Origin of the sequence: Roseburia sp. (assembly GCF_041325975.1) — a bacterium.
GTDB classification, from domain to species: Bacteria; Bacillota; Clostridia; order Lachnospirales; family Lachnospiraceae; genus Roseburia; species Roseburia rectibacter.
In genome coordinates this window covers 1,460,001-1,485,888 of sequence record NZ_JBGLEJ010000004.1, presented here as the reverse complement: position 1 = coordinate 1,485,888, position 25,888 = coordinate 1,460,001, and the positions used below count along the sequence as shown (strand labels likewise).

The window sequence follows — 25,888 nt, the reverse complement described above, 5'->3', positions numbered from 1 at the left end:
GCTTCACCTCATTACCAGTGCGGGCAGCACAAGCACAGCAAGGAATATGATATTTGCCAGATGAAACCACAACAGATAATACCCCTTTGTTCGGTTATAATTATGTGCATAGATCTTATAGGAGATCAGACTCGCCATGGAAGCGATCAGTGTACCAAGCCCTCCTAAATTCACGCCCAGTAAAAGCTGCTTTAAATCACTTGAAAATCCAGATAACAACAATGCCGCCGGGACATTACTGATCACCTGGCTTGCCACAAGTCCAACGAAAAGCTCCCTTCCATTTACCAATGTCTGCAATGTTTTCTGAAACACCGGCAGCCGTCCGATATTTCCGGTAAAAATAAAGAAAGCGATAAAGGTAAAGATCAGACAATAGTCCACCTGTGCAAGCACCTTTCTATCTGCCAGAAATACCGCTAAAACCACTGCCGCAAGCAAAATATAATATGGCAGGATTCTTGCCACAACAAGAAGTGCCATCACAAATAAAACCACATACATGACCGTCAGCTTTTTGTTCATTTCCTTTTTCTCTTCCGAAAAATGGCAGTCGGTCAGTCTGATTTTCCTTTTTCTCGCACTTAAAACAAAAATAGTCAGTGCAAGCAGTACACCGGAAATAACGGTATATGGAAGCATAAATACGATAAATTCCCCGACATTCATTTCGGAGAGATTATAAAGATACAGATTCTGTGGATTTCCGATCGGCGTCAGCATACTGCCAAGATTTGCTGCTATCGTCTGAAGTACGATGACCGGAACCATAAGACGCTCCTGACCGCATTTTTGCAAAGTCAGAAGTGCAAACGGAACAAACGTCAGAAGCGCAACATCATTTGTAATGACCATACTGGAAAAAAAACACAAAAAAACAAGCACAAATGCCAGTTGGGCTGTATTTTTCGTATGCGCTAAAAGCCTCCGCCCGATTTCATCAAAAATCCCGTTATTCTGTACCCCCGCCATAATGATCATCAGTGAAAGCAATATTCCCAGTACACGAAAATCAATATAATTCACATACTGCTGATCCGGATGCACAAAAAAAGCGGATATTACCGCTAAAATTGCTGCAGCGGCCAGCACTGTTTCTTTTTTTACAAATGCTATGATTTTTTCTTTCATATATAACACCACCCATAAAACTTACCTGTCTATTCTAATCACTTTCCCCCCGAATGTAAAGATACCAGGTCAACTAACATGTGTACACATTTTCAAAAAAAGCCGTACATAATTTCCTGCATTCCGTGCACACTATAAGCATCATTGATATTTTACCTAATGACTGCTGTGCATGCAAATTTACATGTCACAAAACCGGACAAAAATGGAGGATCTTATGTACCCAGCTGTAACACTCCCTGTCACAAATGAATATGGTTATTTTGAAATACGGTTAGAGAGTATCGGCGGTCTCGGCGCAAATCTCTGTGGAAAAATGCTCGGTGAGCTCGGTGCCCTGTATCTTTCCTTAAACTCCTTGAGTTTTTCCAGCTACGGTTCCGAAAAACGCGGTTCGCCGGTAAAATCCTATATCCGCTGGAGTCCTGCTTCCACCCCGCTTCGCATCAACAGTCCTGTCTTAAGACCGCATGTACTTGGCATTTTCCACGAAGGACTGATCGGTACTTATCCGGTATTAGACGGAATTTCCGCCGACACAAAAATTGTTCTAAATACACCTTTGTCATGCGATGAAGCGGCAGAAAAATACAATATTTCCATTGGAACACTATATTGTCTGGACGCACTCTCTATCGCCATGAAATCCAGATCCCGCATCAACATGGTCATGCTCGGGGCAATCGCCAGAGCCTGTCCCTTTATCCCGATGGAATCTGTCGAATCACTCTGCAAAAATACGGTTGGGAAAAAATATCCGGCTCTGATCGAAGCAAACCTGCTTGGTTTAAAAATGGGGTATGAAAAAACTTCCGAACAAAAACTTTCCCATAGATCCAAACACGCCTCTGACATGGCCTTAGACTCCCCCGCCTCCTCTGCTCTCGCAAATGAGACCTATGTCTGGGGATATAAAAATGCTCCGATCGGCGGGATCAATACGCGTCCCGGAAGCACCGTATCAAACGATCTCTCCCCGTCCCGTGAAGGTTATATTCCTCTCTTTCTGCAGGAACGTTGTATCAACTGCGGACTGTGTGACTCCACCTGCCCGGATATGGTATTTCAGTTTGCTCCTGGAATTTATAAGGGAAAAGAAACAATGGTCAACCAGGGACTTGATTACCGGCACTGCAAAGGATGTCTGCGCTGTGTCGATGTCTGTCCGACACATGCCCTCGTAAAGGCGCTTGAAAAAGATTACCCGGAAAAACCATATTCTATGCCGGATCAGGATCTGCTGCCTGCAGGCATCCAGTATCAGAAGACAGGTGCAAACTCCTGGATCACCAGTGATTCTTATCTTGATGAAAAACGTATTGACGGAGGTATCGTATAATGTCGGATCAGCAGCAATCAACAACACAGGCTTTTCTAATTTCAGATCAACAGCCACAACAAAAATCGCAGACTTTCGTAAAGAAAACTGCTGCGCAGCGAGAACTCTATGAAAGTGGAAATGAACTTGCCGCCTACGCTGCAAAGCAGATCAATTATCATATTATGGGTTATTATCCGATCACGCCCTCCACACAGATTGCGGAAAATCTCGATCTCTCGGGGGCAAGAGGCGAGCACAACATCCGCCTGATCGCCGCTGAGGGAGAACACAGTGCCGCAGGTATCTGTTATGGTGCCTCTGCCGGCGGTGGGCGTGTATTTAATGCCACAAGCGCCAACGGCCTGCTCTATGCCTTAGAACAGTTTCCGGTACAGTCCGGGACACGCATGCCAATGGTCATGAATGTAGCCTGCCGTACTGTCTCCGGTCCTCTATGCATCAAAGGTGACCACAGTGACATCATGTATCTGCTCAATACCGGATGGATCATTTTATTTGCAGATGACCCGCAGATGGTCTATGACTTCAACCTCATTGCCTTAAAACTTGCCGAAAAAGTAAATTTGCCGGTTGTCGTTGCCTTTGACGGTTTCTTTACCAGCCATCAGAAACAGAAATGTATGGTTTTTTCCGAGGATGAGACCGTACAGAATTTTATCGGTAAAAAACTTTCCTGCGACAATCCGGATATTTCTTCTTTTGCAGGAAATGACTCAACCGGTGAAAATCATTTTTTCAGTGTACTTGACCTGAATCATCCGATCTCTGTCGGCTCTTATATGAATGAACCGGATATCATCAATAATAAATACCAGCTTTCCCTTGCCATGGAAGAAACAAGAAAAAAACTCCCGGTACTGTTTGATGAGTTTGCCTCCCTCTCCGGCAGAATGTATACTTTTTGCCGCGGATACAGGTATGAAGATGCAGATATTATCCTTTTTCTGCTTGGCTCTTCTTTTCACACTGCAACCGTTGCCGCCGATACACTGCGTAAAGAAGGCATCCGCGCCGGCGTTATTACCTTAAATGTACTCCGCCCATTTCCAGCGGATGAACTGCGTAAACTCTGTATGCATGCGCAGACGATCGTTGCCGCAGACCGCCAGGACAGCTACGGAGCCGGCGGCGGAAATATGTCCTTAGAGCTGCGCGCCGCACTGCAGGATACCACGGACTCTGCGCATCCGATCCGCGTACTGACACGTATTTACGGTCTTGGCGGTAAGGACTTTTTTGTAGAAGATGCGGTTTCACTGTTTCGTGAAGGACTTTCTTCTGACGCCAAATCTTTTGATTATTACGGTATTACACCGGGCAAGACAGGAAATCCACAGCCACAATATTTTGCGCCGCTCACAAAAGAACGCCAGTCTCCGGGTGTCACAGCCTGCACTTTTGATCCCGAAACCGGAAAAATGATCGTAAAAGGCGGGCTCGTCAAAGATGCCACCGCCATGCCAAAACGTATCGCCCCCGGAATCGGAACCTGCCCCGGATGCGGCATCCCGGTAAACTTAAACCTTCTGTTAAAAGGCATCGAGGGAAATGTGGTCTTTCTCTTCCAGACCGGATGCGGCATGGTGACAACCACTGCATATCCTAAAACAGCTTTCCGCATCCCGTATATCCACAACCTGTTTCAAAATGGAGCTGCAACTCTAAGCGGACTGGTGGAAGTGTTTGAAGAACGGCAAAAGCGCGGCGAATATCCTAAAGGTGAAATCACCTTTATCATGGCAAGCGGTGACGGCGGCATGGATATCGGCATGGGTTCCGCGCTTGGGACTGCGCTGCGCGGTCATCATCTGCTCATGTTTGAATATGACAACGGCGGATATATGAATACCGGCTACCAGCTCTCCTACTCTACCCCGATGGGTGCAAAAAGTTCCACCTCCCATCTCGGGAAAACACAATTTGGAAAAACTTTTTTTCACAAAGACATGCCGGAGATCATGGCTGCAACCCACCTGCCCTATGTGGCAACCGTTGCAGAGTCGAACCCGAATGATTTTATCAAAAAAGCTGCAAAAGCCGCTGCCTACGCAAGGGAATCTGGCACTGCCTATGTAAAAGCGCTTTCCGCCTGCCCACTAAACTGGAATGACCGCCCCGACACAGAACGAAAAGTTATTGCTGCCGCCGTAGACTGCTGTTATTTTCCGCTCTATGAAATTGAACGCGGCATCACATCACTTAGCTATGACCCACAGAAAGCGCATAAAAAAATCCCCATCACAGAATGGTTTTCCATGATGGGGCGTACAAAACATCTCGCCACCGAAGAATATAAACCAGTTGCAGACCAGATCCAGGCAGAAGTCGACAGGCGCTATGAACGTCTATTGGCTCGTGCCGGACATCCACTGCTGTAGCTTTTATGTCAAAGATTTAACCACCGACACGATTCCTGCGATCAAAAGCAGTATCAGTGCAATATAAACCAGTCCTGAGAAAAATAACCCGATCAGAAACAATGGGAAGATAATGATCGTAAGTAAAACTTTTAAAATCCCCCAGGATGCTTTAAATGCAAATATGATCATTTTACCAAATACAGCAAACATCAAAATAATAAACAGCGCTGTTAACATAGTCCTCTCTCCTTTTTCATACAGAATTTTTGCCTTAAATCACTGTAATTGTGATATGTCTGCAATAACAGTTTTGTTAATCCTATGTTAACAGTTGTCTGTCTAATGTCAAGTCCCTGCTTTAACCTCTGCGAAACCATTCTTTCATTACATCAAAAATCTGCACAAGTTCGTCTTCCTCTATAATATAAGGAACCATGGAATACATATATTTTAAGAACGGACGGCAAAAAACGCCTCTCTCGTATGCAAACTGCTGGAATCCTTCCAGTGTCGCACCATCATATACTTCCACACAGGTACAGCCACCCATCACACGCACTTCTTTGATTCTTTGATCGGTAAATCCGTCCATCTCACGATGTGAGATTTCTTCAATGCGTTTGATTTTTCCCATATAATTTTCCCGCTCAAAGATCTCAATTCCTTTCAGAGCTACGGCACAGGCAAGCGCATTTCCCATAAAAGTCGGTCCATGCATCAGCGCATGGCGGTCATTATCACTGTAAAATGCATCAAATACCTTATGGTTTGCCACTGTTACCGCATGTCCGATATAACCTCCGGTCAATGCTTTTCCAAGCACTAAAATATCCGGCAGCACCAGATCTGCAACAAAACGGTTGCCGGTTCTTCCAAATCCCGTTGCAACTTCGTCAAAGATCAAAAGCACGTCATACTGATCACACAATTCCCGTGCGCGTTTCAGAAAAGAAATATCATACATACGCATCCCGCCTGCTCCCTGCAGCAGCGGTTCTACGATAAAGCAGTTTAACCTGTCATGATATTTTTCAAATGCCTCCTCTAATGCCGGTATTTCTGTCGGAATGTGAACCACTCCTGTTTTTTCCTCAAACGCAAAATGATAATCCTCATCATCCCCTACTTCCATTGCCTTAAATGTATCCCCATGGTACGCATGCTCTAATGCCAGTACAAGCGGACGTTTTCTGCCCTGATTTGTGTTGTACTGCAATGCCATTTTTAAGGAAACTTCCACTGCAACACTTCCGGAATCCGAGAAAAAACAATAGTCTAAATCTCCCGGTAAATATTCCTGCAATTTATCCGAAAGCTTCTGCACCGGTTCATGTGTCAGTCCGCCAAGCATCACATGGCAGAAATGATCTGCCTGCTCCTTGATGGCAGCGGTCAGTTCTGGATGCTTATATCCATGGATCATGCACCACCAGGACGATACTGAATCGATCAGTTTCTGATCTTTTGTGTAAAGATAAACACCTTTTGCATCTAAAATTTTATACGGTTCCCGCATTGTTTTCATCTGTTCATAAGGATACCAGATCATATTTTTACTCCTCTTTTCTATCATTTCCTACTGTTTTCAGATACATATTCCGTAAATAACCAGACCAGATATCTTATTCATATAATGCCGCAAGTGTTTCCACATCCATCTTAAGCTCCGTGTCACCGTCCTGCACCTTCGCAAGCACAGATAGTCCTGTCATGTATTCGCACATATAAATATTGTCGTCCTCCATCACATCACCCGGATGATAATGGTTAAATATGATTCCTTTTAACGGCAAATGATGCGCCTTCATATATTCTGCCGTCAGAACCACACTGTTGATCGTACCAAGTCCTGCATCTGCGATCAGAATACTGTTAAGTCCAAGCTCTGACACCACATCTTCCAGCTGGATCTTCGCTTCATCGAAGCAGATCGGGCATAAAATACCGCCGCTTCCCTCCACCGTCACATAATCATACGTATCACATACAGCTTTATATCCATTTTTCACCACATCCATCTGCACCGGATGCCCCTCGATCCTTGAAGCAAGATGCGGTGAATATGCATGTTCATATACATAAGGGCACATTTCCTCAAGCGGCTGCGCAATCCCCGACATTTTCTGCACAAAAAGAGCATCCCCCGGTATCAGAGAGCCATCCTCCCGACGGTCATTTCCACTCATTGCCGCTTTATAGTAGGCAGCAGATTTCCCGGCTTCTGCCAGTTTTTTTACGATCAGTCCTGTCACATATGTTTTTCCGATATCCGTACCTGTTCCTGTGATAAATAAAGCCTTGCTCATATCCATCCTCTTTTCTGTGCATTTTACTTCTTCATTCCTGCACAACTTTTTGTAACGCTTTCCCAATATATGCTGCGTATTTCTATGCTTCCTTTTTTTCCTCTTTCCAGTATTCCGGTGTGACATCGCGGCCTAAATCCTCAAGCAGCTGTCTGTCGCTGCGGATCGTTGCGCATGCCACCGTTGTCAGCATGTTTCCGGTAATGGATGCGGATGCTCCTGACTGGAATGCGATCTCCCCATCGTTTGTCAAAAGTGCTCTTCCCGCTGCAAGACGGATATTGGCATCCGGGTTGATATAACGGAAAAATGCGATTGTGCGCAAAATATCAGCCTCCGACAGTCTTGACAGGTGTTCTAACGGTGTTCCCGGTATCGGCATCAGCGCATTAATCGGGATGGAGTCAATTCCCAGTTCCGCAAGGCTTATCGCCATATCAAGTCTGTCCTCCCATGTTTCTCCCATACCGATGATTCCGCCGGAGCAGGCGCACATGCCCTCTGCTTTTACTTTTTTTAAAGTTTCGATCTTCATATCGTAAGTATGTGTCGTGCAGATATTCGGGAAATTACGTCTTGACGTCTCAATATTGTGATGATAACTGGTGACACCCGCTTCATGCAGTCTGTGCAGCTGCTCTGCAGAAAGGAACCCCATAGATGCACACAGATCGATCTTACATTCTTTTTTCATCGTCTCATATGCATGGATCGCCTTGTCAAATTCCTCTCCCGTCAGTGCTCTTCCCGCCGTAACGATGGAAAAACGGTCAACACCTTCCCTCTCGTTCATTTTACAGGCCGCCAAAATCTCTTCCTCCGGAAGGAAATCATATTCTTCACAGTTTGTATGATGGTGTGCCGACTGTGCACAATATTTACAGTCCTCCGGGCATCTTCCGCTGCGCCCGTTGATGATCGAGCACAGGTCTACCTTATCCCCGAGCCTTACTTCTCTGATCCTGTCTGCTCCCTCACAAAGCTCCTCTAAATCACAGGTCAGAAAAAATGACAGATCATCTTCCCTTGTGATTCTTCTTCCGTTAATAATTTCTTCTGCTAATGTAAGTGCATTCATTTCCTTTTCTCCCTCTCATTTTGTCGGATACCGTGAATTTTTCACGATCTCATTCTCACCACCTCATATGCAAGCACCGGTCTGACACGCTTTGCCACCACTGCTCCAAGAATACTTAAAGCAATATCCCCCGGTACAGCCAGAACAAAGCAGTACAAAAACAATGGTCCTACGGCGATCGGCGTATCGATCACAAAGTTACAGATGATATAGTAATAAATCATGCCGATTGCATACACGCAGAAAAGTCCCGCCAGGTTTGCAATCAGATACCGCGTTATGGTCTTTTTTTCCATGTGTTCTGCGATCCACCCGGTTACAAATGTTCCTACGGCAAATCCGATGATATATCCAAAACTCGGCTTAAACACATACCAGATTCCGCCCCCCTCTGAAAAAATGGGAAGTCCGGCAAGTCCAAGCAGCATATACGAGAGCACAGACAACGTTCCAAGCCTTGATCCAAGCAGCAGCCCCGCCAGCATTGTAAACAGATATTGCAGGGTAAACGGCACGACCGGTATCGGGATCTTGATAAATGCTCCAACTGCGATCAGTGCCGTGAATAGTCCACAGTAAATCACACCTTTTGTTTTCATCTTTGTTAACCTCCAATGTTCTTATAGTTAACAATATTAGTTAAAAAATGGGATAATGTCAACTCTTTTTATTTTATAAGTTAACATTATCCCATTTTATTAAAACAATTTGTATCATCATAATCACATACAATATACACTTTTAAACATTTTCAATATCAGGATTCATAAGACATACATGTATGCTTTACCTGTCATACCCGGCATCCGCCGCACATTTCCTTATCACTTTGGGAATATTCGCCTGATTATAAGAAAGCACTTCGATCTTTACACCCATTGCATACTGCTCTTCCCCTTCGAGCTTCTGCACACCGCCTTTTATCACTACTTTCGGACGTTTTACATCAAAACTGTATTCCATTCCAGTCAGAACACCTGATTTATTAATGGTATATACAATACGCTCATTCTGGTAACCGGTCTTCTGATACTGCTCATAATAAACAGACATCTTATCCATCTGTTCTGTATCGTCCTGTTCCTTAAACCCCGCCGGTTCTATTAAGTCAAGTGCCTGATCTCTTTTTTCTTTTAACTGCTGCCCAGACAAAGAAAAGATGATCTGCTTTGCTCCATCATCCAAATCTGCCGTCTCTGCAGAAACAATATCTTCCTCCCGATAACCCGGATTGGTAAGTGCCTGATAATTGGGGATATCTGTTGTCGTGCTGTAACCATTCCATTCACTCCAGGTTCCTGCCTGGTAGGAATTTACCGTAACACCATCGCAAAATTCTTTCACATACGTCATGGCTCCATCTGCATCTGTATTCTTATATTCCACCATCCAGGTTTCATCTAACAGATCAGCCCAGACCTCCTGCGTCTGCTGCACAATATCCTGATTTCCTGAATAACTGTTCGTCACCAGATAATGCACATTATTTACTCTGCGCAGCCCCCGCATGGCATCTAAGACTTTACCAGTCTCCTCACTTGCGACCCCGCCTGCAAACATACTTTCCAAAAATAACACCCCGGAAAAAATAGTGACTAAAACTGCCTGAACTGATTTTTTATCCATAGGGCTCCTCCGATCTCATCACGACTTCATTCGTGATTTTACTTGCACCATTTCATGGTATCATCATTTTCCATCAAATACAATCGTTTATCAGCCCAAGCCGCTCAAATGCATGTAAAATTCCATCCTCATCAATATGGTCTGTTACCATGTCCGCTAACCTTTTTACCTCATCTCTGGCATTCCCCATTGCAACACTGATCCCGGCGTACTCCATCATCTGGAGATCATTCGGTCCGTCACCAACTGCAATGCAATTCTCCCGTGAAATGCCGACATGATTTAAATAACGCTCCATACCGGTCGCCTTATTAATTCCATTAATTCCGATCTCGCCCGCAAAATCGCCCATTCCATCCAGGCTGATCGCCACCGCATCAAAATACGGTTCCATATCCGCATGTACCTTAGCAACCGGAAACGGTGCACCATAATAAATGATCTTCTCATTTTTTTCATTTTCCCATGGCTTCTCGGTCAGATGCATCCGTCCGATCAGACGGTCTAAGCGCTCTTTACTCATTCCGGCATCCCGGTATACCTTTAACATGCCGTCACAGCTTCTCTGGTTTAGCACCACGCCGTCATCCGCCTGATAGCAGAATAAAAATCCATTACTCTCCAGATAGTCAAAACTGCTTTTTCTGTGCTCCTCATCAATATAGGCATGATAAAACTCTTTTCCTTCGTCTTCCACAAAAGCACCCGCTCCACCGACAATGCCGGAAAATCCAAGTTCTAACAGCCCGTCATAAATCTGAAAACGGCTCCGTCCGCTGCATACCACCATCCGGTGGCCGTTTGCCTGCGCTGTGCGGACTGCGTACTGTGCAGACTCCGGGATCTCGCCCTTTTCATTGACCATTGTTCCATCTACATCAAGAAATACTACTTTTTTATCCATTTTCCACATCACCAGCCCGTAAATTCATCTACACTCTAAAGTTCCTTTTTACCGACGGACCCTTTCCTAACCTGATCATTTACACTATTATTTTATCTTATCATGCATTTCACAGGCTTTCAATATACATTCCTCCTTACATCAAAGCTGTATTTAAAATGGATTGTAATCACTGCTGCTTTCTGTTCGCATATAAATAATAGATCACATTGAGAACAATTCCAAATATCGTTGCTGCCGGAGCCGCAAAACCAATCTTTGTAAGACTTGCGTCCGGCTGGATGCTCATATAATATGCTAACGGCAAGCGCACCAGCAGTGTCTGGACAAGCCCCTGCACCATAACCCAGACTGTCTTATCGTGTCCATTAAAATAACCGATTATGCTGAATAAAATAGCTGTCACGATCGTTTCTAACGCAAAACCTTTTAGATAATCATAACCATTCTGCACAACGGCTGCATCTGTTGTAAAAATTCCAGTCAGAAGATTTCCTTTAAACCAGACAAGCGTAAATACGATACATCCGATCACAAGTCCAACACCCATGCCTGTAAACATTGCCTTTTTTGCTCTCTTTTCGTTGCCTGCACCCACATTCTGCGATACAAAGGATGCCATGGACTGCATGAGGGAACTTGGGATGAGCATTGCAAAATTGACAATCTTACAGGCAACTCCGTATCCGGAAGACGCTTCAAGTCCGAGCCGGTTGACAAATGCGCAGAGTGCAAGAAAAGATATCTGCGTCAGAAATTCCTGCAAGGCAAGCGGCAGACCGATCTTTAAGGCTCTCACACAGTGCATATTGATTTTAAAATCGTGTTTACTGATTTCAAATGGCAGTTCTCTTTTTACCAGCAGGAATAATGCAAACACAACACTGACTGCCTGTGCTGCTACCGTTGCGATCGCAGCTCCAGCTGCATCCAGATGCAGTCCTGCAACTAAAATCAGATCTCCTGCAATATTAACCACACAGGCAACCGCAACAAATAATAATGGGGATTTGCTGTCTCCAAGACCTCTGAAAATAGCTGCGAGCAGATTATACGCAACAATGAAAAAGATTCCGCCGCCGCAGATGCGCACATAAGTGGAAGTCAATTCCACTGCTTCTTCCGGTGCCTGCATCAATACTGCAATCGGCTGTGAAAACCCAATCATGATTACAAAAAGCACCGCAGAAACGATTGCAAAAATAATTGTCGCGCCACCGATCAAAGCCCCTATATACTGCGGTTTTTTCTCCCCGATATACCGTGCGATCAATACTGTGATACCCATTGCAAACTGCGTGATCACAAACGTAACTAAGTTAAGCACCTGACTTCCTGTCGATACAGCTGAAAGCCCGGAGGTTGTTCCAAACCTTCCCACGACTAAAAGATCTACTGCACCATAAGCCGCCTGAAGCACCAGTGCACCTAATATCGGCATCATAAATGGCAGTAATTTTCCCAAAATACTTCCCTGTGTAAAATCTGATTTTGAATTATTCAATGTCAACTCTCCTTTTACTCATGACTTCATAAAATTTTTCAATAGTCTGAATCATACAGTCTGCTTCTTCTTCGGAAATATGATCCATATATTTTAAAAGCCGGCTGTAATAATTTTTATCGTACTTATCCCACAATTCTTCACCTTTTTCTGTAATCGCAACATATGTGATTCTCCCATCTTCCTCCGATGCATATTTGGTGAGATAACCCTTTTTTTCCATCTCCTTGACCGTTCTTGTAACCCCCGGTCTTGGCAGCTTTAAGGTATCACTGATATCTGATACTTTTACTCTTTCCTTACTCTCCTGCTGACTGTGGATCACATCCATATACTGAATATATGCCGGTGTTACTCCTTCTGGCAGTTCCGGGAGCAGTTCCCGGATTCTTTTTGCAAGATAACAGGCATCTAACATTCTTTTTATCTTTTCTGCTGTCATTCTTTCACTTCCTTTTTCTGTTCTGCTCTATATAATTACTCTTGGTAATTACCATTGGTAATTATACGGCAGTATATATAGATTGTCAATAAGATTTTGATACCTCATACACAAGATAAACTCTTTATTTTCCAATAAAAATACCCCGAAAGCAGCTTCCAGTTATTGGATCTGTCTGCTTTCGGGGTATTCTGTCCGATTTCGGTCATTTCTTTATATTCTCTTTTTACTGCCGGATATCCACAAGTCCCTGCTCTAAATCCTGTTCCATAAATTCATAACCACAGCCTGACGTACTGGTATTTAAATAAAGATACGGAAGCACATCTTCATCCACAACAAATCCGACATGTAACGTTTTTGTCTCCCCCGCTTTGATACTGTCAAAATAATTATTTCCCCGCTCTCCGCCGGTCACATCAAAATATCTCATCTCCTCACCATATTCTAAACTGCTGCTGTCAGAGCTGACCGTATCCCATGTTTCTCCCTCTTTCGGCTGCTCTGCACCGCAGATTTCATAAATTCCGTTCTCTTCTTTGATTTTCATGACAGAATTAAAAAATAAAATGTCTTTCATCTCTGTATCCCCGGTATTGCTGTATTCTAACGTAACATATACTAATTTCTTCGGTACCTCCCTGCTGCTTATAACCTCATCAAGTGTATTCACTCCATCTCCGGATTTGATATAAGAAACCGTATCCGGTATCAGTTTTCCATTTTCATCTGTGCCAATCATATCCCTGTCCACAAAAGCCGGATCAAGGATTCCGGTATCATCCGTTACTTTCACATCTGTTACTTTGATCCACAGATTCTTAGCTTCTCTGCCAGTTTCTCCCTGCACTGCAAATTCTTCTCCAATCTTATGCAGATTTTTCATTTCATCTGCAGTTGCAGTTGTTTTTAACTCCCCATCTTCGGAATCCTCTTTCATATCCTCTGCCACAGTCGCCTTATAATCACTCCAGTTATATGGATGAATGACCGTGCCATCCGAAAGTTCCTCTGCAGATGCTAAAACAATCCCCTCTGCCACCTTGCAGGCTTCCTCTTTTGTCACATCATGACCGATATACATCTGCATTACATAATGATACTCCGGATAAGCCACATAGATCATCTGATCAAATGCTTTATCCTGATCAGATGTATTTTGCTTTTTTATATAGACACCATCATGATTTCCAACCTGGATATTTTCACTTTCCGTCACATAATCATCCTGCATCCCAAAAGATTCATCCCCTGTATCCATCTGATAAAATACAATGGAGATTCCCCCCTGTCCGGGTGTCTGTTCATAGCTGTATTTTCCTTCTTCTGTCTCTTTCATTCCATCCGGCAGATAAGATAATTTCATTGCAACCGGTGCTACATTTTGTGTCGTATCCTGCGCAGTAAGCTGTGATGCCTGAGCACCTGTTTTTCCGGTATTTTCTGTCCCATCTGTCTTTTCAATTGCTGTCATCCTGCCGTAATTTCCCTGAGGACTGCTGCTCATACGGTATAATTTTGTTCCTGCAAAAATCGTTGTTCCAAGAATAAATGTCGCCGCCAGTGACGCCACCACCGCTTTTTTCAATGAAAAATAGCCTTTCTGAGGTGTTATTTTTACCTGTTTTTCTACTTCTTTTTCTATCATATCCCGCATACTCTGCGGCATTTTCGGAAATTCCTGCTCCATATTTTCAATATTCATACTCAACTCTCCATTCCGTAACTGTTTTCCTGTTCCAATTCGTTTTTCAATCTCGCCCTTGCACGTGACAGGCGGTTTTTTATGGTGCTTTCCGTCACGCCTAAAATTCCTGCTATTTCCCGCACACTGTACCCTTCCATATAATACAGTGTGACAGAAAGCCTCGCATCCTCTGACAGATGGCTGATCGCTTCATATAATTCGGAGTAATCCTTTGTCTCCGCAGCCTGTTCCTCCATCTGATAATCTTCTAACGATACCACTTTCTTTTCCTTTCTTATCACGGTATAACATTCATTGATCAGTATCCTGGTCAGCCACGTTTTCGCATAGGCATCTGATTTTAACGTGTGTAATTTGGAAAATGCTTTCACGATCGTTTCCTGGATTGCATCTGCACAGTCCGCATCCCGATACAGCAGCGTTTTCGCCACATGATACATCATATCTTCCGATGCGATGATCAGCTCTCCCAATTCTTCTTTTTTCATAACTTTCCTTTCCGCCGGCTTACATATTCTGTATATTCTGTTGTTTCTTCGTTACTGTTCACTCGCAAGTTTGACACTTGCTGTCAAACTGTGCGCCAAAGACTATATTTTGCCAGATTACAGCCCCATGCATCGAAGATGCATTTCAAATGGGCTGTAATTGATACTGCTCACACAGTGTGTGAACAATAGCGTTTCTTATGAGCTCATAGAATGGCATGTCATTGCATATCCCATGCTGCCTTTACCTCTGAGTATACAATTTTTCATGCTATTTGTATCATCCAGTGGAAACATTCTGACCACTGAACCTTTACATAGATTAGACGCATGGAAAATAAAAAAGGTCGCAGCTTTTAAAAAATTATTTTCTTGACAAATTTTATCTATCATGCGTATAATGGCGTTAATTGAAGCAGAACAACAGCGTTGACGGGAAGAAGTAAAAATAAGCGGAACGAACAGAAAGCAACCGGCTGATGAGAGGTGCACGGAAAACTTATTTCGAATACATCCCCGAGCTTCACACCAAATTCGTATTTTTGAAAGATGCGATAGTAGGCTGTGACGTAGCGGCGCACGTTACAAGCGCCTGAGTGTTGTCGGACACTCGATAAGGCAGACAATGTGAATTGCCTGCGAACAAAGGTGGTAACACGGGTTTTTATCCTCGTCCTTTTTTAGGACGGGGATTTTTTTATGTAACAGGAAATATTGCTCTAAAAGAGCTGATCTATTGTTATAAACGATTCAATTTAATTTTAGGAGGATTTACAATTATGACATTGTACGATGAATTAGTTGCCAGAGGTCTGATCGCCCAGGTAACTGACGAAGCAGAAATCAAAGATCTGATCAACAACGGAAAAGCTACTTTTTACATTGGCTTTGATCCAACCGCAGACAGTCTTCATGTAGGACATTTTATGGCATTATGCTTAATGAAACGTCTCCAGATGGCAGGCAACAAACCGATCGCTTTAATCGGCGGCGGAACCGCCATGATCGGAGATCCATCCGGCCGTACCGACATGCGCCAGATGATGACACCGGAAACAATCCAGCACAACTGTGACTGCTTCAAGAAACAGATGAGCCGTTTCATCGATTTTTCCGATGGAAAAGCACTTATGGTAAACAACGCAGACTGGCTGATGGACTTAAATTATATCGATGTACTGCGTGAAGTTGGTGCTCATTTCTCCGTTAACCGTATGTTAACCGCAGAGTGCTACAAACAGCGTATGGAAAAAGGTTTAAGTTTCTTAGAGTTCAACTACATGATCATGCAGAGCTACGACTTCTACACCTTATACCAGAAATACGGCTGCAACATGGAGTTCGGCGGTGACGACCAGTGGAGCAACATGTTAGGCGGTACTGAACTGATCCGCAGAAAACTTGGAAAAGACGCTTACGCAATGACCATCAACCTCCTTCTTAATTCGGAAGGCAAAAAAATGGGAAAAACACAGTCCGGTGCTGTATGGCTTGATCCGAACAAGACTTCTCCGTTTGACTTCTTCCAGTACTGGAGAAACGTTTCTGATGCAGACGTATTAAAATGCATCCGTATGCTGACATTCCTTCCATTAGAAGAAATCGATGCAATGGAAAGCTGGGAAGGCGCACAGCTTAACCAGGCAAAAGAAATTCTTGCATTTGAGCTGACGAAACTGGTACACGGTGAAGAGGAAGCAAACAAGGCAAAAGAAGCTTCCCACGCTTTATTCGCAGGTGGTGGCGATTCTGCCCACATGCCAACCTTAGAACTGACTGCTGCTGACTTTGCAGATGGAGACTTAGATATCCTTGCACTTTTAGTAAAAGCAGAACTTGCTCCATCCCGCTCCGACGCAAGACGTGCCGTACAGCAGGGTGGTGTCTCAGTTGCCGATGAAAAAATAACAGACATCCAGACCACTTACAATGCAGATTCCTTCGGTGCTGACGGACTCGTGGTAAAACGTGGTAAAAAGAAATTTGTAAAAATTATTGTAAAATAATTTTTTACTTATCCCGGAGTGCGATCAGCCACCTCTTTGCCAACGGCAGCCAGCTCTCGCACTCCTGCTGGATTCCTGTACCATCCCGCATTGCTGTGAGCCTGCTGCAGGTACTGAGACCATGTTTCCCGACCGGATACATATGAAATTCCACCGGTATCTCATATTTTTTCATTGCCTCGATCAAAAGCAGAGAATTTTGCACCGGGACTGACTGATCTGTGTAAGTATGCCAGATAAATGCCGGCGGTGTATACTCTGTCACCTGTTTTTCAAGAGAAAGCAATTCTAACATTTCTTCTGTCTCATTGCCACCGAGAAGCTGCTTAAAAGATCCACGGTGTGCATATTCCCCGGATGTGATAACCGGATAATTTAAAAGCATTGCCGCAGGTTTTAATATCTCATTCGTCACACCGGCAGCCTCAGCCAGCCACTTCGTATGCCAGAACATAGAAAGGCATGCTGCAAGGTGTCCGCCCGCGGAAGACCCTTGGACAACGATCTTATCCGTATCCACATGCCACTCTTTTGCATGCTCATGAATCAGCTTCATGGATGCGGCCGCCTCTAAAAGTGCCGTCGGATAAACTGCCGGTGCCACCGAATAACGCAGCACCGCCACATGATATCCTATACTCAAAAAATGCATGGCAAGCGGCTCTGATTCCCTGTCAGACGTGTGTTCATAACCGCCACCCGGACAGATCAGCATCATAGGACGCTTATCAATCGCAATGGAATCCGAATCGTCCAGTATATAAGTACAAAGTCTTGCATCCGCAAGTGAACCTTTTTCGTGTAAATGAAAAACTTCCGTTAACATAATTTCTTCTCCATTTATATTTTCTGCTATAAATTACTTTTACTATAACAAAATGCATGCTCCATAAACGTTCTATTATCAAGAATAAAAAAACAAAACCTCGAAAATAGATATTTTCGAGGTTTTAAGAGGCACGGACCGGATTCGAACCGGTGATGACGGTGTTGCAGACCGGAGCCTTACCGCTTGGCTACCGCGCCATATGATGTTATAACAGATGCTGTCTCTTCTGTTATTTTTAACTTCCAATCTCTCGCAGAAGTTCTGTTAAGATTTTATCAGAACAAAACTTCTGCGTCAAGACCGATTTTAATTTTCTACTTAAAATTCTACTTAAAATCTATGCTTTTTTTCATACAATATTCCTGTGTTCTGTCGTAAGAGATGATTTTTTCAGTACTTACAATATAAAACATATCTCCCGCATAAATTCCCCTATATGCTGATGTATCTGCCGCTTTGGACTGATCCGGATTTCCCGCCTTATCAGTCAGACTTTGTGACAGCAGAGTTTCAAATTTTTCTCCATTCCATGTAAGTAAAAGATACGTAACACTCTCCCCATCACCATAAGACTGCAGTGCAAATCCAAGCAGATTTTCGTCCGCATCTGCAAGTACACATTTATAATTGTAGAGCGCCTCACTGTAATTATAATCCTTTAAAACAAGGCTCTCCACCTCTTTTAAATCTGCAGGATCTGAAATATCAAACATTGTGATCTTAATACCTGTATGTTCTCCTGTCTTTTCATCCGTCTCATATCCAATCCCGATCAGTTTATCATCGCCCCAGAAATGCAGATACTCTGAAAATCCACTGATCTTTAATTCTCCAAGTACCTTTGGATTTCTATCATCCGATAAATCTACAGCAAAAAGCGGATCTGTATTGCGATAGGTAACAAAATATGCCATATTCCCCAGATAACGCGCAGCATAGATTTCCTCTCCCTGTGCAAGGCCTTCTATCTTGCCTGTAAGACTCAGATTTTTATCAAACAAATAAAGATTATTCGTGTCCTCTCCATTTACTGAATCCTGGCTGGTCGTTAAAACCCGTAGTTTTCCGCTCTGTTCATTTATCGCAAATGTATCTGTAACTCTCCCGTTCACTGAAACTGCTCCATCAGCATCCATCTTCCCATCAGCAAGCCCAAATTTTGCAATCTGTGTTACCGCATCATTCCAGGAACCTTTTATCTGATACACATAAAGCGCACTTTCACTCACATAGATATCCACATACTGACTTAAAATCATGGTATTATCCACAACCTGATCCGGATTTTTCACATTTACTGAGGATATCAGCAGACTGTTGCTTCCTCCAACGCCATTGTCCACGTAAATATCTTCTGCATCTACCGCCTTATCATTGACTAACGGAATCCATCCACTTACATTTTCTTCCGTAACGGCTTCTTCTTTTGTCTGTTGTGGCATACTGATTCTTTTATTGGTAAAAAGATAAATGATATTTCCGATCTTTCTTGATGTCTGATACCTTCCATCCTGCGTCACACACCCGGTCTTTACAGGCTTTTTGGGATTACTGATATCATAAGTGATCACCCTCGTTTTTGTTCCATCCCTGAAATAATAAATACAGTCTTCCGTATAATTTTCTGTATCATCTGCCTGCATTTCCAGTCCGGAATCTTCACTTTCCACAATCACGCTTAAAATATCACCATCCACATACATCTCAAGCACACGGTCGGATGAAGTTTCAGAAATCTGTATTTTTCCGGTCTGTTTTAATGCTTTTTTCCGGATATCCGTAATCAATATTTCATTGTGGCTTACCGTGTAAATATAAGAACCATCTGTTTTGACAAAATCGCTCTCATCCACGCCTTGCGTCTGCAGATTTGTCCCGGAATACCGCTGTTCTGCCGTATCAGATGACACATCTGCGGTTTCCTTCCCTGACTGTGCTCCGGCACCTTTTATCATTTGTGTACTGCCTATATCTTCCACACCATCTACTACTGCACCTGCTGTATCTGCCGTGTCGCCCATAATATATGTTGTAACATCACCGGAACTTGAATTTTCTCCCTCCGCAACCGCTATTCCGTCTGCTTCCTTTTCTTGACCACTGCCAGAGCAAATTGCATCATAGACCTCTCCATAATTTTTTGCGACTGTATACAAAGATCCTGCATCTTTTTTTTGTGCATTTTTCTCTACGCCTGCAGTCGCTCCATCTTTTAATTCGCTGCTGCCTTCTGATCCTTCATCTGACTTTTGCCCGGATGCCGCTTTTTCTATACCCACCGGCGCCGTCATAAACCCTGTTTCTCCCCCGGTAACTGCATGGATTCCTCCTGCCACACCTACGACTAGCACAAGTGCCGCCGCTGCGACAGCCCCGTAATAAGTGATCCCGCTTCTTCGTTTTACCTTATTTTTCTGGTTCTCCTTTAATTTTCTTTTGATCTGCTCCGGTTCAATACTCTCTGGAATTTCTTCCTGTTCGGCAGATTTCTTTATTTTGTCTAAGATTTCTTTTTCTGACATAGGCACCTCCATTCTGTAATGAAAAATTTTCACTACTGCATTTACCTCTGATAACCATTCATTGCAACTGCTGTTCCATTTTTTTTAAAGCGCGGCTTTCTTTGGAACGCACGGTATTTTCATTCATATGTAATATTTCAGCAATCTCACGGCTCGTATAACCTGCAAACTGATGCAAGCTGATGATCAGGCGCTCTTCATCCGCAAGTTCAAAAAATAGCTTCCTGATCTGTATACATTCTGTCATCTCTGGTCCGGAATCACACGCAATCTCCTCTGTATCCTCAATCCCTGTCTCATTTTTGCCCGCATACTCACGCAGTTTATCCTTGCATTTATTGGATAAAATCCGAAATATCCAGCTCTTAAATGCTTCTTCACTGCGCAGCTTTTTAACTGATGCAAACGCGTCAGTAACGGCATCACTTACCGCATCCTCCGCATCACTTGCATTTCGCAACGTATACAATGCAAAGCGGTACATATCCTCGTATATTCCGGCATACAGTTGGGCAAATGCATCCACGTCTCCGCGTTTTGCCCGCCACACAAGCTTCAGATAATTTTCCATAAATATTTTCTCCATGGGATTTTCATTAGATACTTATTTTTCTGTCATATATATAGTCTAAATAAAGGCAGGTTTTGTTGCAAGAAAATAAAAAAAGCCGGCTGCTGATTAGTACGCCGCTTACGACATAAAAATGGGGAAAGCACTCTATACTTTCCCCATTTAACATAATTTTTTTATTCTGTTTTAAATACTGAAATCTCCGATTTCAGATCATTCATATTATCACCCAGTGACTGAGCCGTCTGATTCATGGTATCTACATTCTCCTGAAGTTTTGCAGCAACACTCTGAACCAGTTTTGTTCCCTCTGCTGTTTCTGCAATAATATCCGAAATATTCTTTACTGCAGCCAAAGTATCTTCACGCTCTTTATCCGCCTGCTCTGTACTGGATACGATTTCTTTCAATCCATCAAACAGCTTCTGCATACACTGATTCATGTCATCAAAAACTCCAACAACTTCCTGTACAGCTTCTGTCTGAAGTGCAACCATGTCTCGTGCCTGTTTTGCATTTTCTACACTGTTTACCGTCTGGTCACTGATATGAGTTACATTGTTCTGAATTTCTCCGGCTGCCTCTGCAGAATGATCTGCAAGCTTTCTGATCTCCTCAGCAACCACTGCAAATCCTCTTCCTGCCTCTCCTGCTCTCGCCGCTTCAATAGAAGCATTTAAAGAAAGCAGATTCGTCTGTTCAGAAATATCTGTGATTGTTTCCACAAACTCATTGATAATCTCAGATTCCTTTTTGAGCTCCTCAATACTGGTCTCTACCTTTATGGTTACATCTGTTGTTTTTGTTGCACGTTCACCCAACGTCTGAACCATCTCCATACCATGACTAATCATACTTTCTGCCTCAGAGACAAGTTTCTCGACCTGGCCTACAATGCTGCTGACATTTTGAATTTCCTCTGAAAGCGTATCTGTCTTTCTTACACACTCTTCTGCATGTTCAGACTGCTTTGTTATACCATCATTAATCTCATCTATCGCCTGGATAATGTTCGCAGAATAATCTTTCATAACATCTGATGCCTGTCTTACTTCCTGCGCAGATGACTCTAATGTGTCAGTTGCTCCACTTACTTTCTGAACCAGCTTTTTATTATTATTGATCATATTATTTGCAACAACTGCAAGATTGTTAAATTCATCATGACCTTTAACGCTGACCTTAGTTGTAAGATTTCCCTCTGCAACCTCTTCAAGTCTTCCGGAAATACGTATCATATTCTTCTGTATTCCGGTACTGATGATAATACCGATCATTACTGCAACAATACATGCAATTACTACTACTGCGATCGTCACATTGCGGATCTCATCTGCCTGTCCATTGACAATCTCCATTGGTACAAGTGCACATACCGCAGCATTTGTACGCTCCATCCGGCTGTAAAAGAACAGGTAGCTCTTTCCATTTATGCTGACCTCTTTGGTAGTCTGCTGGTCTTCAATATTATTAAAGAAATCCTGTCCATAGAATACTGTCTCACCATCCGCTCTGGTACTCTCCTGACCTTCCGGAAGTTTTTCGGAAATAATTTCCCTTCCTGACTTAGTAACAAAACCAATGATACTACCTTCTCCCATATCAAGGCTATCTAAAAATTCCTGAATAGCAGATGCTTTGATATCAATTACAATAAATCCTTTACCAGACTGTGGCGTTGTTTGATATGCCATAATATAATCTGACTGTTTTAAACCAAGGGTTTCGTCTAAAGTCTTATGATAATCAACCCATTCTGGTAATTTTTTTTCATTATCAGAATATCCAAGCATTTCATCCTTATACTCTTTGTAGATACCCATTGCAGTTCCGCCTGCCCTTGTGGATAACATCTGGATATCTTCAATTGTCACAATATGTATATTGCTGATAAACTCATTTCCTGCCTGAGATGCACGGATACTTGATCCCACACTGTTAATAACAGATTTTTTCTGCGTGGAATCAGTCTCATACAGACCTATCATATATTTTCCAAGATCTGACTGAAATGCATACTTTAATGCCTCTGCCTCAATAAAAGAGTTACTTACATCAATATACTGGTTTGCCATATTGATTGTCTGTTCATTTGAATCCCGGAATGTATCATACATACCAGCAGCTGCTTTTTTATAAGAAAATACCCCAACCAAAATCAAAAATAGGATCGGAACCAGAAAACATAAAAAAATCTTCGCACGTATACTAAACAGTACGCCTTTCTTCTGTTCCTTTTTTTGAACCATTGTCTGTTTCGGAACTTTTTTTGACCTTTGTGATCTTACACCTTTTACAGGTGATTTTTTGTTCTTATTGGCCATAACACTACCCTCTTGAGCAGAATCTTCTGCTGCCTCTCCAACATAATAATATTTAGAATATATACTAGAATATCACAAAAAATGAGTTTTAAAAAGTCAATTTTTGTAAATTTTTACTTTTTATTGCGCTTTTTGTTCTGTTTATATTTATAAATACAACAAAGAGCTCTAGAAAATCCTAAAGCTCTCTACTTTTCAGAGGCGACAATCGGAATCGAACCGATGATAAGGGTGTTGCAGACCCGTGCCTTACCGCTTGGCTATGTCGCCATATAATATTGTAAGTGACTCCGACGGGAATCGAACCCGTGTTACCGCCGTGAAAGGGCGATGTCTTAACCGCTTGACCACGGAGCCGGAGTATGATCCAGATAAACACAAACTATGATTTACCGGATAAAAAAACTCCCCGAGTAGGACTCGAACCTACGACAGCGCGGTTAACAGCCGCGTGCTCTACCAACTGAGCTATCGAGGAATATTAAATATATAACAAAACGACGTATTTGATACGTCATTTTTATCATATGTATTAAAAGTTAGTACCTTCAAAACTTCATACAGAACTCCGATTCTATTTGGTCAAGCCCTCGATCGATTAGTAACAGTCAGCTCCACACGTTACCGTGCTTCCACCTCTGCCCTATCTACCTTGTACTCTTCAAGGGATCTTACTCACTTTTGTGAGGGATATCTCATCTTGAGGGGGGCTTCACGCTTAGATGCCTTCAGCGTTTATCCCTTCCGGACTTGGCTACTCTGCCATGCCGTTGGTCGACAGCAGATACACCAGTGGTCCGTCCATCCCGGTCCTCTCGTACTAAGGACAGCTCCTCTCAAATATCCTCCGCCCGCGCCGGATAGGGACCGAACTGTCTCACGACGTTCTGAACCCAGCTCGCGTACCGCTTTAATGGGCGAACAGCCCAACCCTTGGGACCTGCTACAGCCCCAGGATGCGATGAGCCGACATCGAGGTGCCAAACCACTCCGTCGATGTGAACTCTTGGGAGTGATAAGCCTGTTATCCCCAGGGTAGCTTTTATCCGTTGAGCGATGGCAATCCCACTTTATGCCACCGGATCACTAAGTCCTACTTTCGTACCTGCTCCACCCGTCGGTGTCGCAGTCAAGCTCCCTTCTGCCTTTGCACTCTTCAAATGGTTTCCGACCATTCTGAGGGAACCTTTGAGCGCCTCCGATACCCTTTCGGAGGCGACCGCCCCAGTCAAACTCCCCGCCTGGCATTGTCCCACCGCTGGATCACAGCGGCTGGTTAGAAACCCAATACTGCAGGGGTGGTATCCCAACAGCGACTCCCTTGAAACTGGCGTCCCAAGTTCTCAGTCTCCCACCTATCCTGTACGTGCAGTACCGAATCCCAGTACCAAACTGGAGTAAAGCTCCATGGGGTCTTTCCGTCCTGGCGCGGGTAACCAGCATCTTCACTGGTACTTCAATTTCACCGGATGCATTGTCGAGACAGTGCTCAAATCATTACGCCTTTCGTGCGGGTCGGAACTTACCCGACAAGGAATTTCGCTACCTTAGGACCGTTATAGTTACGGCCGCCGTTTACTGGGGCTTAAATTCAAAGCTTCATCTTGCGACTAACCTCTCCTCTTAACCTTCCAGCACCGGGCAGGCGTCAGCCCATATACTTCACCTTACGGTTTCGCATAGACCTGTGTTTTTGCTAAACAGTTGCTTGAGCCTATTCTCTGCGGCCCACCCTGAAGTGGGCACCCCTTCTCCCGAAGTTACGGGGTCATTTTGCCGAGTTCCTTAACAATGCTTCTTCCGTCGGCCTTAGGATTCTCTCCTCATCCACCTGTGTCGGTTTACGGTACGGGCACATATAAAACAATAGCGGCTTTTCTCGGCACATGGCTCACACACTTCGCTACTTTTATTTCGCTACACATCACGTCTTTGGCTTATCAGGCGGATTTGCCAGCCTGACACCTCTTCCGCTTGTACCGGTATTTCCATTCCCGGCTTATGCTTTCCACATGCGTCCCCACAGTTCTGTTTATATGTGGTACAGGAATCTAAACCTGTTGTCCATCGGATACGTCTTTCGACCTCTCCTTAGGCCCCGACTTACCCAGAGCAGATCAGCTTTACTCTGGAAACCTTAGATATTCGGCCGGAAGGATTCCCACCTTCCTCTCGCTACTCATTCCGGCATTCTCTCTTCTTATCCCTCCACTGCTCCTTCCGGTACAGCTTCGTCGGTCTTAAGAATGCTCCTCTACCAATCACTATGTGATTCCTAAGCTTCGGTGTCGTGTTTCAGCCCCGGACATTTTCGGCGCAGGACCTCTCGACCAGTGAGCTGTTACGCACTCTTTGAATGTATGGCTGCTTCTGAGCCAACATCCTGGTTGTCTTTGAAATCCCACATCCTTTTCCACTTAACACGCACTTTGGGACCTTAGCTGTAGGTCTGGGCTCTTTCCCTTTTGACCACCCAACTTATCTCGTGCAGTCTGACTCCCATTCATCATCTACATGGCATTCGGAGTTTGATATTCTTTGGTAAGCTTTGACGCCCCCGCGGAAATTCAGTGCTCTACCTCCATAAGACTAAAATGAGGCTAGCCCTAAAGCTATTTCGAGGAGAACCAGCTATCTCCGGGTTCGATTGGAATTTCTCCCCTACCCACACCTCATCGCCACCCTTTTCAACGGATGTGCGTTCGGTCCTCCATTGCCTTTTACGGCAACTTCAACCTGGACATGGG

At 43.7% G+C, this 25,888-nt stretch carries 19 protein-coding genes, 4 tRNA genes, 1 rRNA gene and 1 other annotated feature (1 of these 25 running past the window's edge); of the genes, 3 read left to right on the top strand and 21 right to left on the bottom strand.

Translation table 11 applies throughout. The features are described 5' to 3' along the window. Positions 1-3 precede the first annotated feature (3 nt). Positions 4-1,131, bottom strand: a complete 1,128-nt coding sequence (locus ACDD58_RS10510; RefSeq protein ID WP_370777340.1) for an SLC13 family permease — start codon at positions 1,129-1,131, stop codon at positions 4-6. 217 nt (positions 1,132-1,348) lie between these two features. On the opposite strand from ACDD58_RS10510, the gene ACDD58_RS10505 reads away from it, so the two are divergent. Both ACDD58_RS10505 and ACDD58_RS10500 read left to right on the top strand, forming a co-directional pair. Continuing rightward, positions 1,349-2,470 carry a 2-oxoacid:acceptor oxidoreductase family protein gene (locus tag ACDD58_RS10505; protein WP_370777338.1) on the top strand — a complete coding sequence of 374 codons (1,122 nt, stop codon included), beginning with the start codon at positions 1,349-1,351 and terminating at the stop codon, positions 2,468-2,470. After that, on the top strand, positions 2,470-4,851 hold the full coding sequence (locus tag ACDD58_RS10500; protein WP_370777336.1) for a transketolase C-terminal domain-containing protein: 2,382 nt from the start codon (positions 2,470-2,472) through the stop codon (positions 4,849-4,851). Before ACDD58_RS10505 ends, ACDD58_RS10500 begins: the two co-directional genes overlap by 1 nt. Before the next feature lie 3 nt (positions 4,852-4,854). Here the strand turns inward: ACDD58_RS10500 and ACDD58_RS10495 are convergent, their stop codons facing one another. The 11 genes from ACDD58_RS10495 to ACDD58_RS10445 all read right to left on the bottom strand — a co-directional run bounded on the left by ACDD58_RS10495 (position 4,855) and on the right by ACDD58_RS10445 (position 14,889). Next, positions 4,855-5,070 carry a hypothetical protein gene (locus tag ACDD58_RS10495; protein WP_117920861.1) on the bottom strand — a complete coding sequence of 72 codons (216 nt, stop codon included), beginning with the start codon at positions 5,068-5,070 and terminating at the stop codon, positions 4,855-4,857. A gap of 121 nt (positions 5,071-5,191) precedes the next feature. Continuing rightward, positions 5,192-6,382 (bottom strand): adenosylmethionine--8-amino-7-oxononanoate transaminase, encoded by a 1,191-nt coding sequence (gene bioA, locus ACDD58_RS10490; protein WP_117920862.1) that lies wholly within the window; start codon positions 6,380-6,382, stop codon positions 5,192-5,194. A gap of 73 nt (positions 6,383-6,455) precedes the next feature. Further along, a complete protein-coding gene (gene bioD, locus ACDD58_RS10485) occupies positions 6,456-7,139 on the bottom strand; it encodes a dethiobiotin synthase (RefSeq protein ID WP_370777333.1) in 684 nt (227 codons plus the stop codon). Between the two features lie 82 nt (positions 7,140-7,221). After that, positions 7,222-8,217 (bottom strand): biotin synthase BioB, encoded by a 996-nt coding sequence (gene bioB / locus ACDD58_RS10480; RefSeq protein WP_370777331.1) that lies wholly within the window; start codon positions 8,215-8,217, stop codon positions 7,222-7,224. A 41-nt stretch (positions 8,218-8,258) separates the two neighbouring features. Then, positions 8,259-8,816 carry a biotin transporter BioY gene (locus ACDD58_RS10475; protein ID WP_117920864.1) on the bottom strand — a complete coding sequence of 186 codons (558 nt, stop codon included), beginning with the start codon at positions 8,814-8,816 and terminating at the stop codon, positions 8,259-8,261. Between the two features lie 187 nt (positions 8,817-9,003). Further along, a complete protein-coding gene (locus ACDD58_RS10470) occupies positions 9,004-9,843 on the bottom strand; it encodes a hypothetical protein (protein ID WP_117920865.1) in 840 nt (279 codons plus the stop codon). A gap of 73 nt (positions 9,844-9,916) precedes the next feature. After that, positions 9,917-10,747, bottom strand: coding sequence for an HAD family hydrolase (locus tag ACDD58_RS10465; protein WP_370777329.1), 831 nt, complete (start codon positions 10,745-10,747; stop codon positions 9,917-9,919). Positions 10,748-10,916: 169 nt separating this feature from the next. Then, a complete protein-coding gene (locus ACDD58_RS10460; protein WP_118209295.1) occupies positions 10,917-12,251 on the bottom strand; it encodes an MATE family efflux transporter in 1,335 nt (444 codons plus the stop codon). After that, positions 12,244-12,693 carry a MarR family winged helix-turn-helix transcriptional regulator gene (locus ACDD58_RS10455; protein WP_117920868.1) on the bottom strand — a complete coding sequence of 150 codons (450 nt, stop codon included), beginning with the start codon at positions 12,691-12,693 and terminating at the stop codon, positions 12,244-12,246. Before ACDD58_RS10455 ends, ACDD58_RS10460 begins: the two co-directional genes overlap by 8 nt. Positions 12,694-12,919: 226 nt before the next feature. Further along, on the bottom strand, positions 12,920-14,398 hold the full coding sequence (locus ACDD58_RS10450) for a DUF4367 domain-containing protein (protein WP_370777326.1): 1,479 nt from the start codon (positions 14,396-14,398) through the stop codon (positions 12,920-12,922). A gap of 2 nt (positions 14,399-14,400) precedes the next feature. Next, entirely contained in the window at positions 14,401-14,889 is a 489-nt protein-coding gene (locus ACDD58_RS10445) for an RNA polymerase sigma factor (RefSeq protein WP_015561507.1), read from the bottom strand. A 420-nt stretch (positions 14,890-15,309) separates the two neighbouring features. Then, positions 15,310-15,570, top strand: a binding site (T-box leader). Between the two features lie 98 nt (positions 15,571-15,668). Between ACDD58_RS10445 and tyrS the strand changes: the two genes are divergently transcribed. After that, a complete protein-coding gene (tyrS, locus tag ACDD58_RS10440) occupies positions 15,669-16,895 on the top strand; it encodes a tyrosine--tRNA ligase (RefSeq protein WP_117920871.1) in 1,227 nt (408 codons plus the stop codon). A 4-nt stretch (positions 16,896-16,899) separates the two neighbouring features. Here the strand turns inward: tyrS and ACDD58_RS10435 are convergent, their stop codons facing one another. From ACDD58_RS10435 to ACDD58_RS10395, 9 genes are all read right to left on the bottom strand, one after another. Further along, positions 16,900-17,721, bottom strand: coding sequence for an alpha/beta hydrolase (locus tag ACDD58_RS10435; protein WP_370777323.1), 822 nt, complete (start codon positions 17,719-17,721; stop codon positions 16,900-16,902). Positions 17,722-17,850: 129 nt separating this feature from the next. Then, positions 17,851-17,921 (bottom strand) — tRNA-Cys (locus tag ACDD58_RS10430). A 129-nt stretch (positions 17,922-18,050) separates the two neighbouring features. Then, entirely contained in the window at positions 18,051-20,246 is a 2,196-nt protein-coding gene (locus ACDD58_RS10425; RefSeq protein WP_370777321.1) for a beta-propeller domain-containing protein, read from the bottom strand. A gap of 58 nt (positions 20,247-20,304) precedes the next feature. Then, positions 20,305-20,817, bottom strand: a complete 513-nt coding sequence (locus ACDD58_RS10420; protein WP_370777319.1) for an RNA polymerase sigma factor — start codon at positions 20,815-20,817, stop codon at positions 20,305-20,307. 176 nt (positions 20,818-20,993) lie between these two features. After that, complete coding sequence (locus ACDD58_RS10415; protein ID WP_118209299.1) at positions 20,994-23,141, bottom strand: methyl-accepting chemotaxis protein; 2,148 nt, start codon at positions 23,139-23,141, stop codon at positions 20,994-20,996. A 199-nt stretch (positions 23,142-23,340) separates the two neighbouring features. Next, positions 23,341-23,411: transfer RNA gene (locus ACDD58_RS10410), tRNA-Cys, on the bottom strand. 15 nt (positions 23,412-23,426) lie between these two features. Beyond that, positions 23,427-23,498: transfer RNA gene (locus tag ACDD58_RS10405), tRNA-Glu, on the bottom strand. 48 nt (positions 23,499-23,546) lie between these two features. Further along, positions 23,547-23,619 (bottom strand) — tRNA-Asn (locus ACDD58_RS10400). Between the two features lie 100 nt (positions 23,620-23,719). Then, positions 23,720-25,888: ribosomal RNA gene (locus ACDD58_RS10395) — 23S ribosomal RNA — on the bottom strand (it continues 724 nt past the right edge of the window).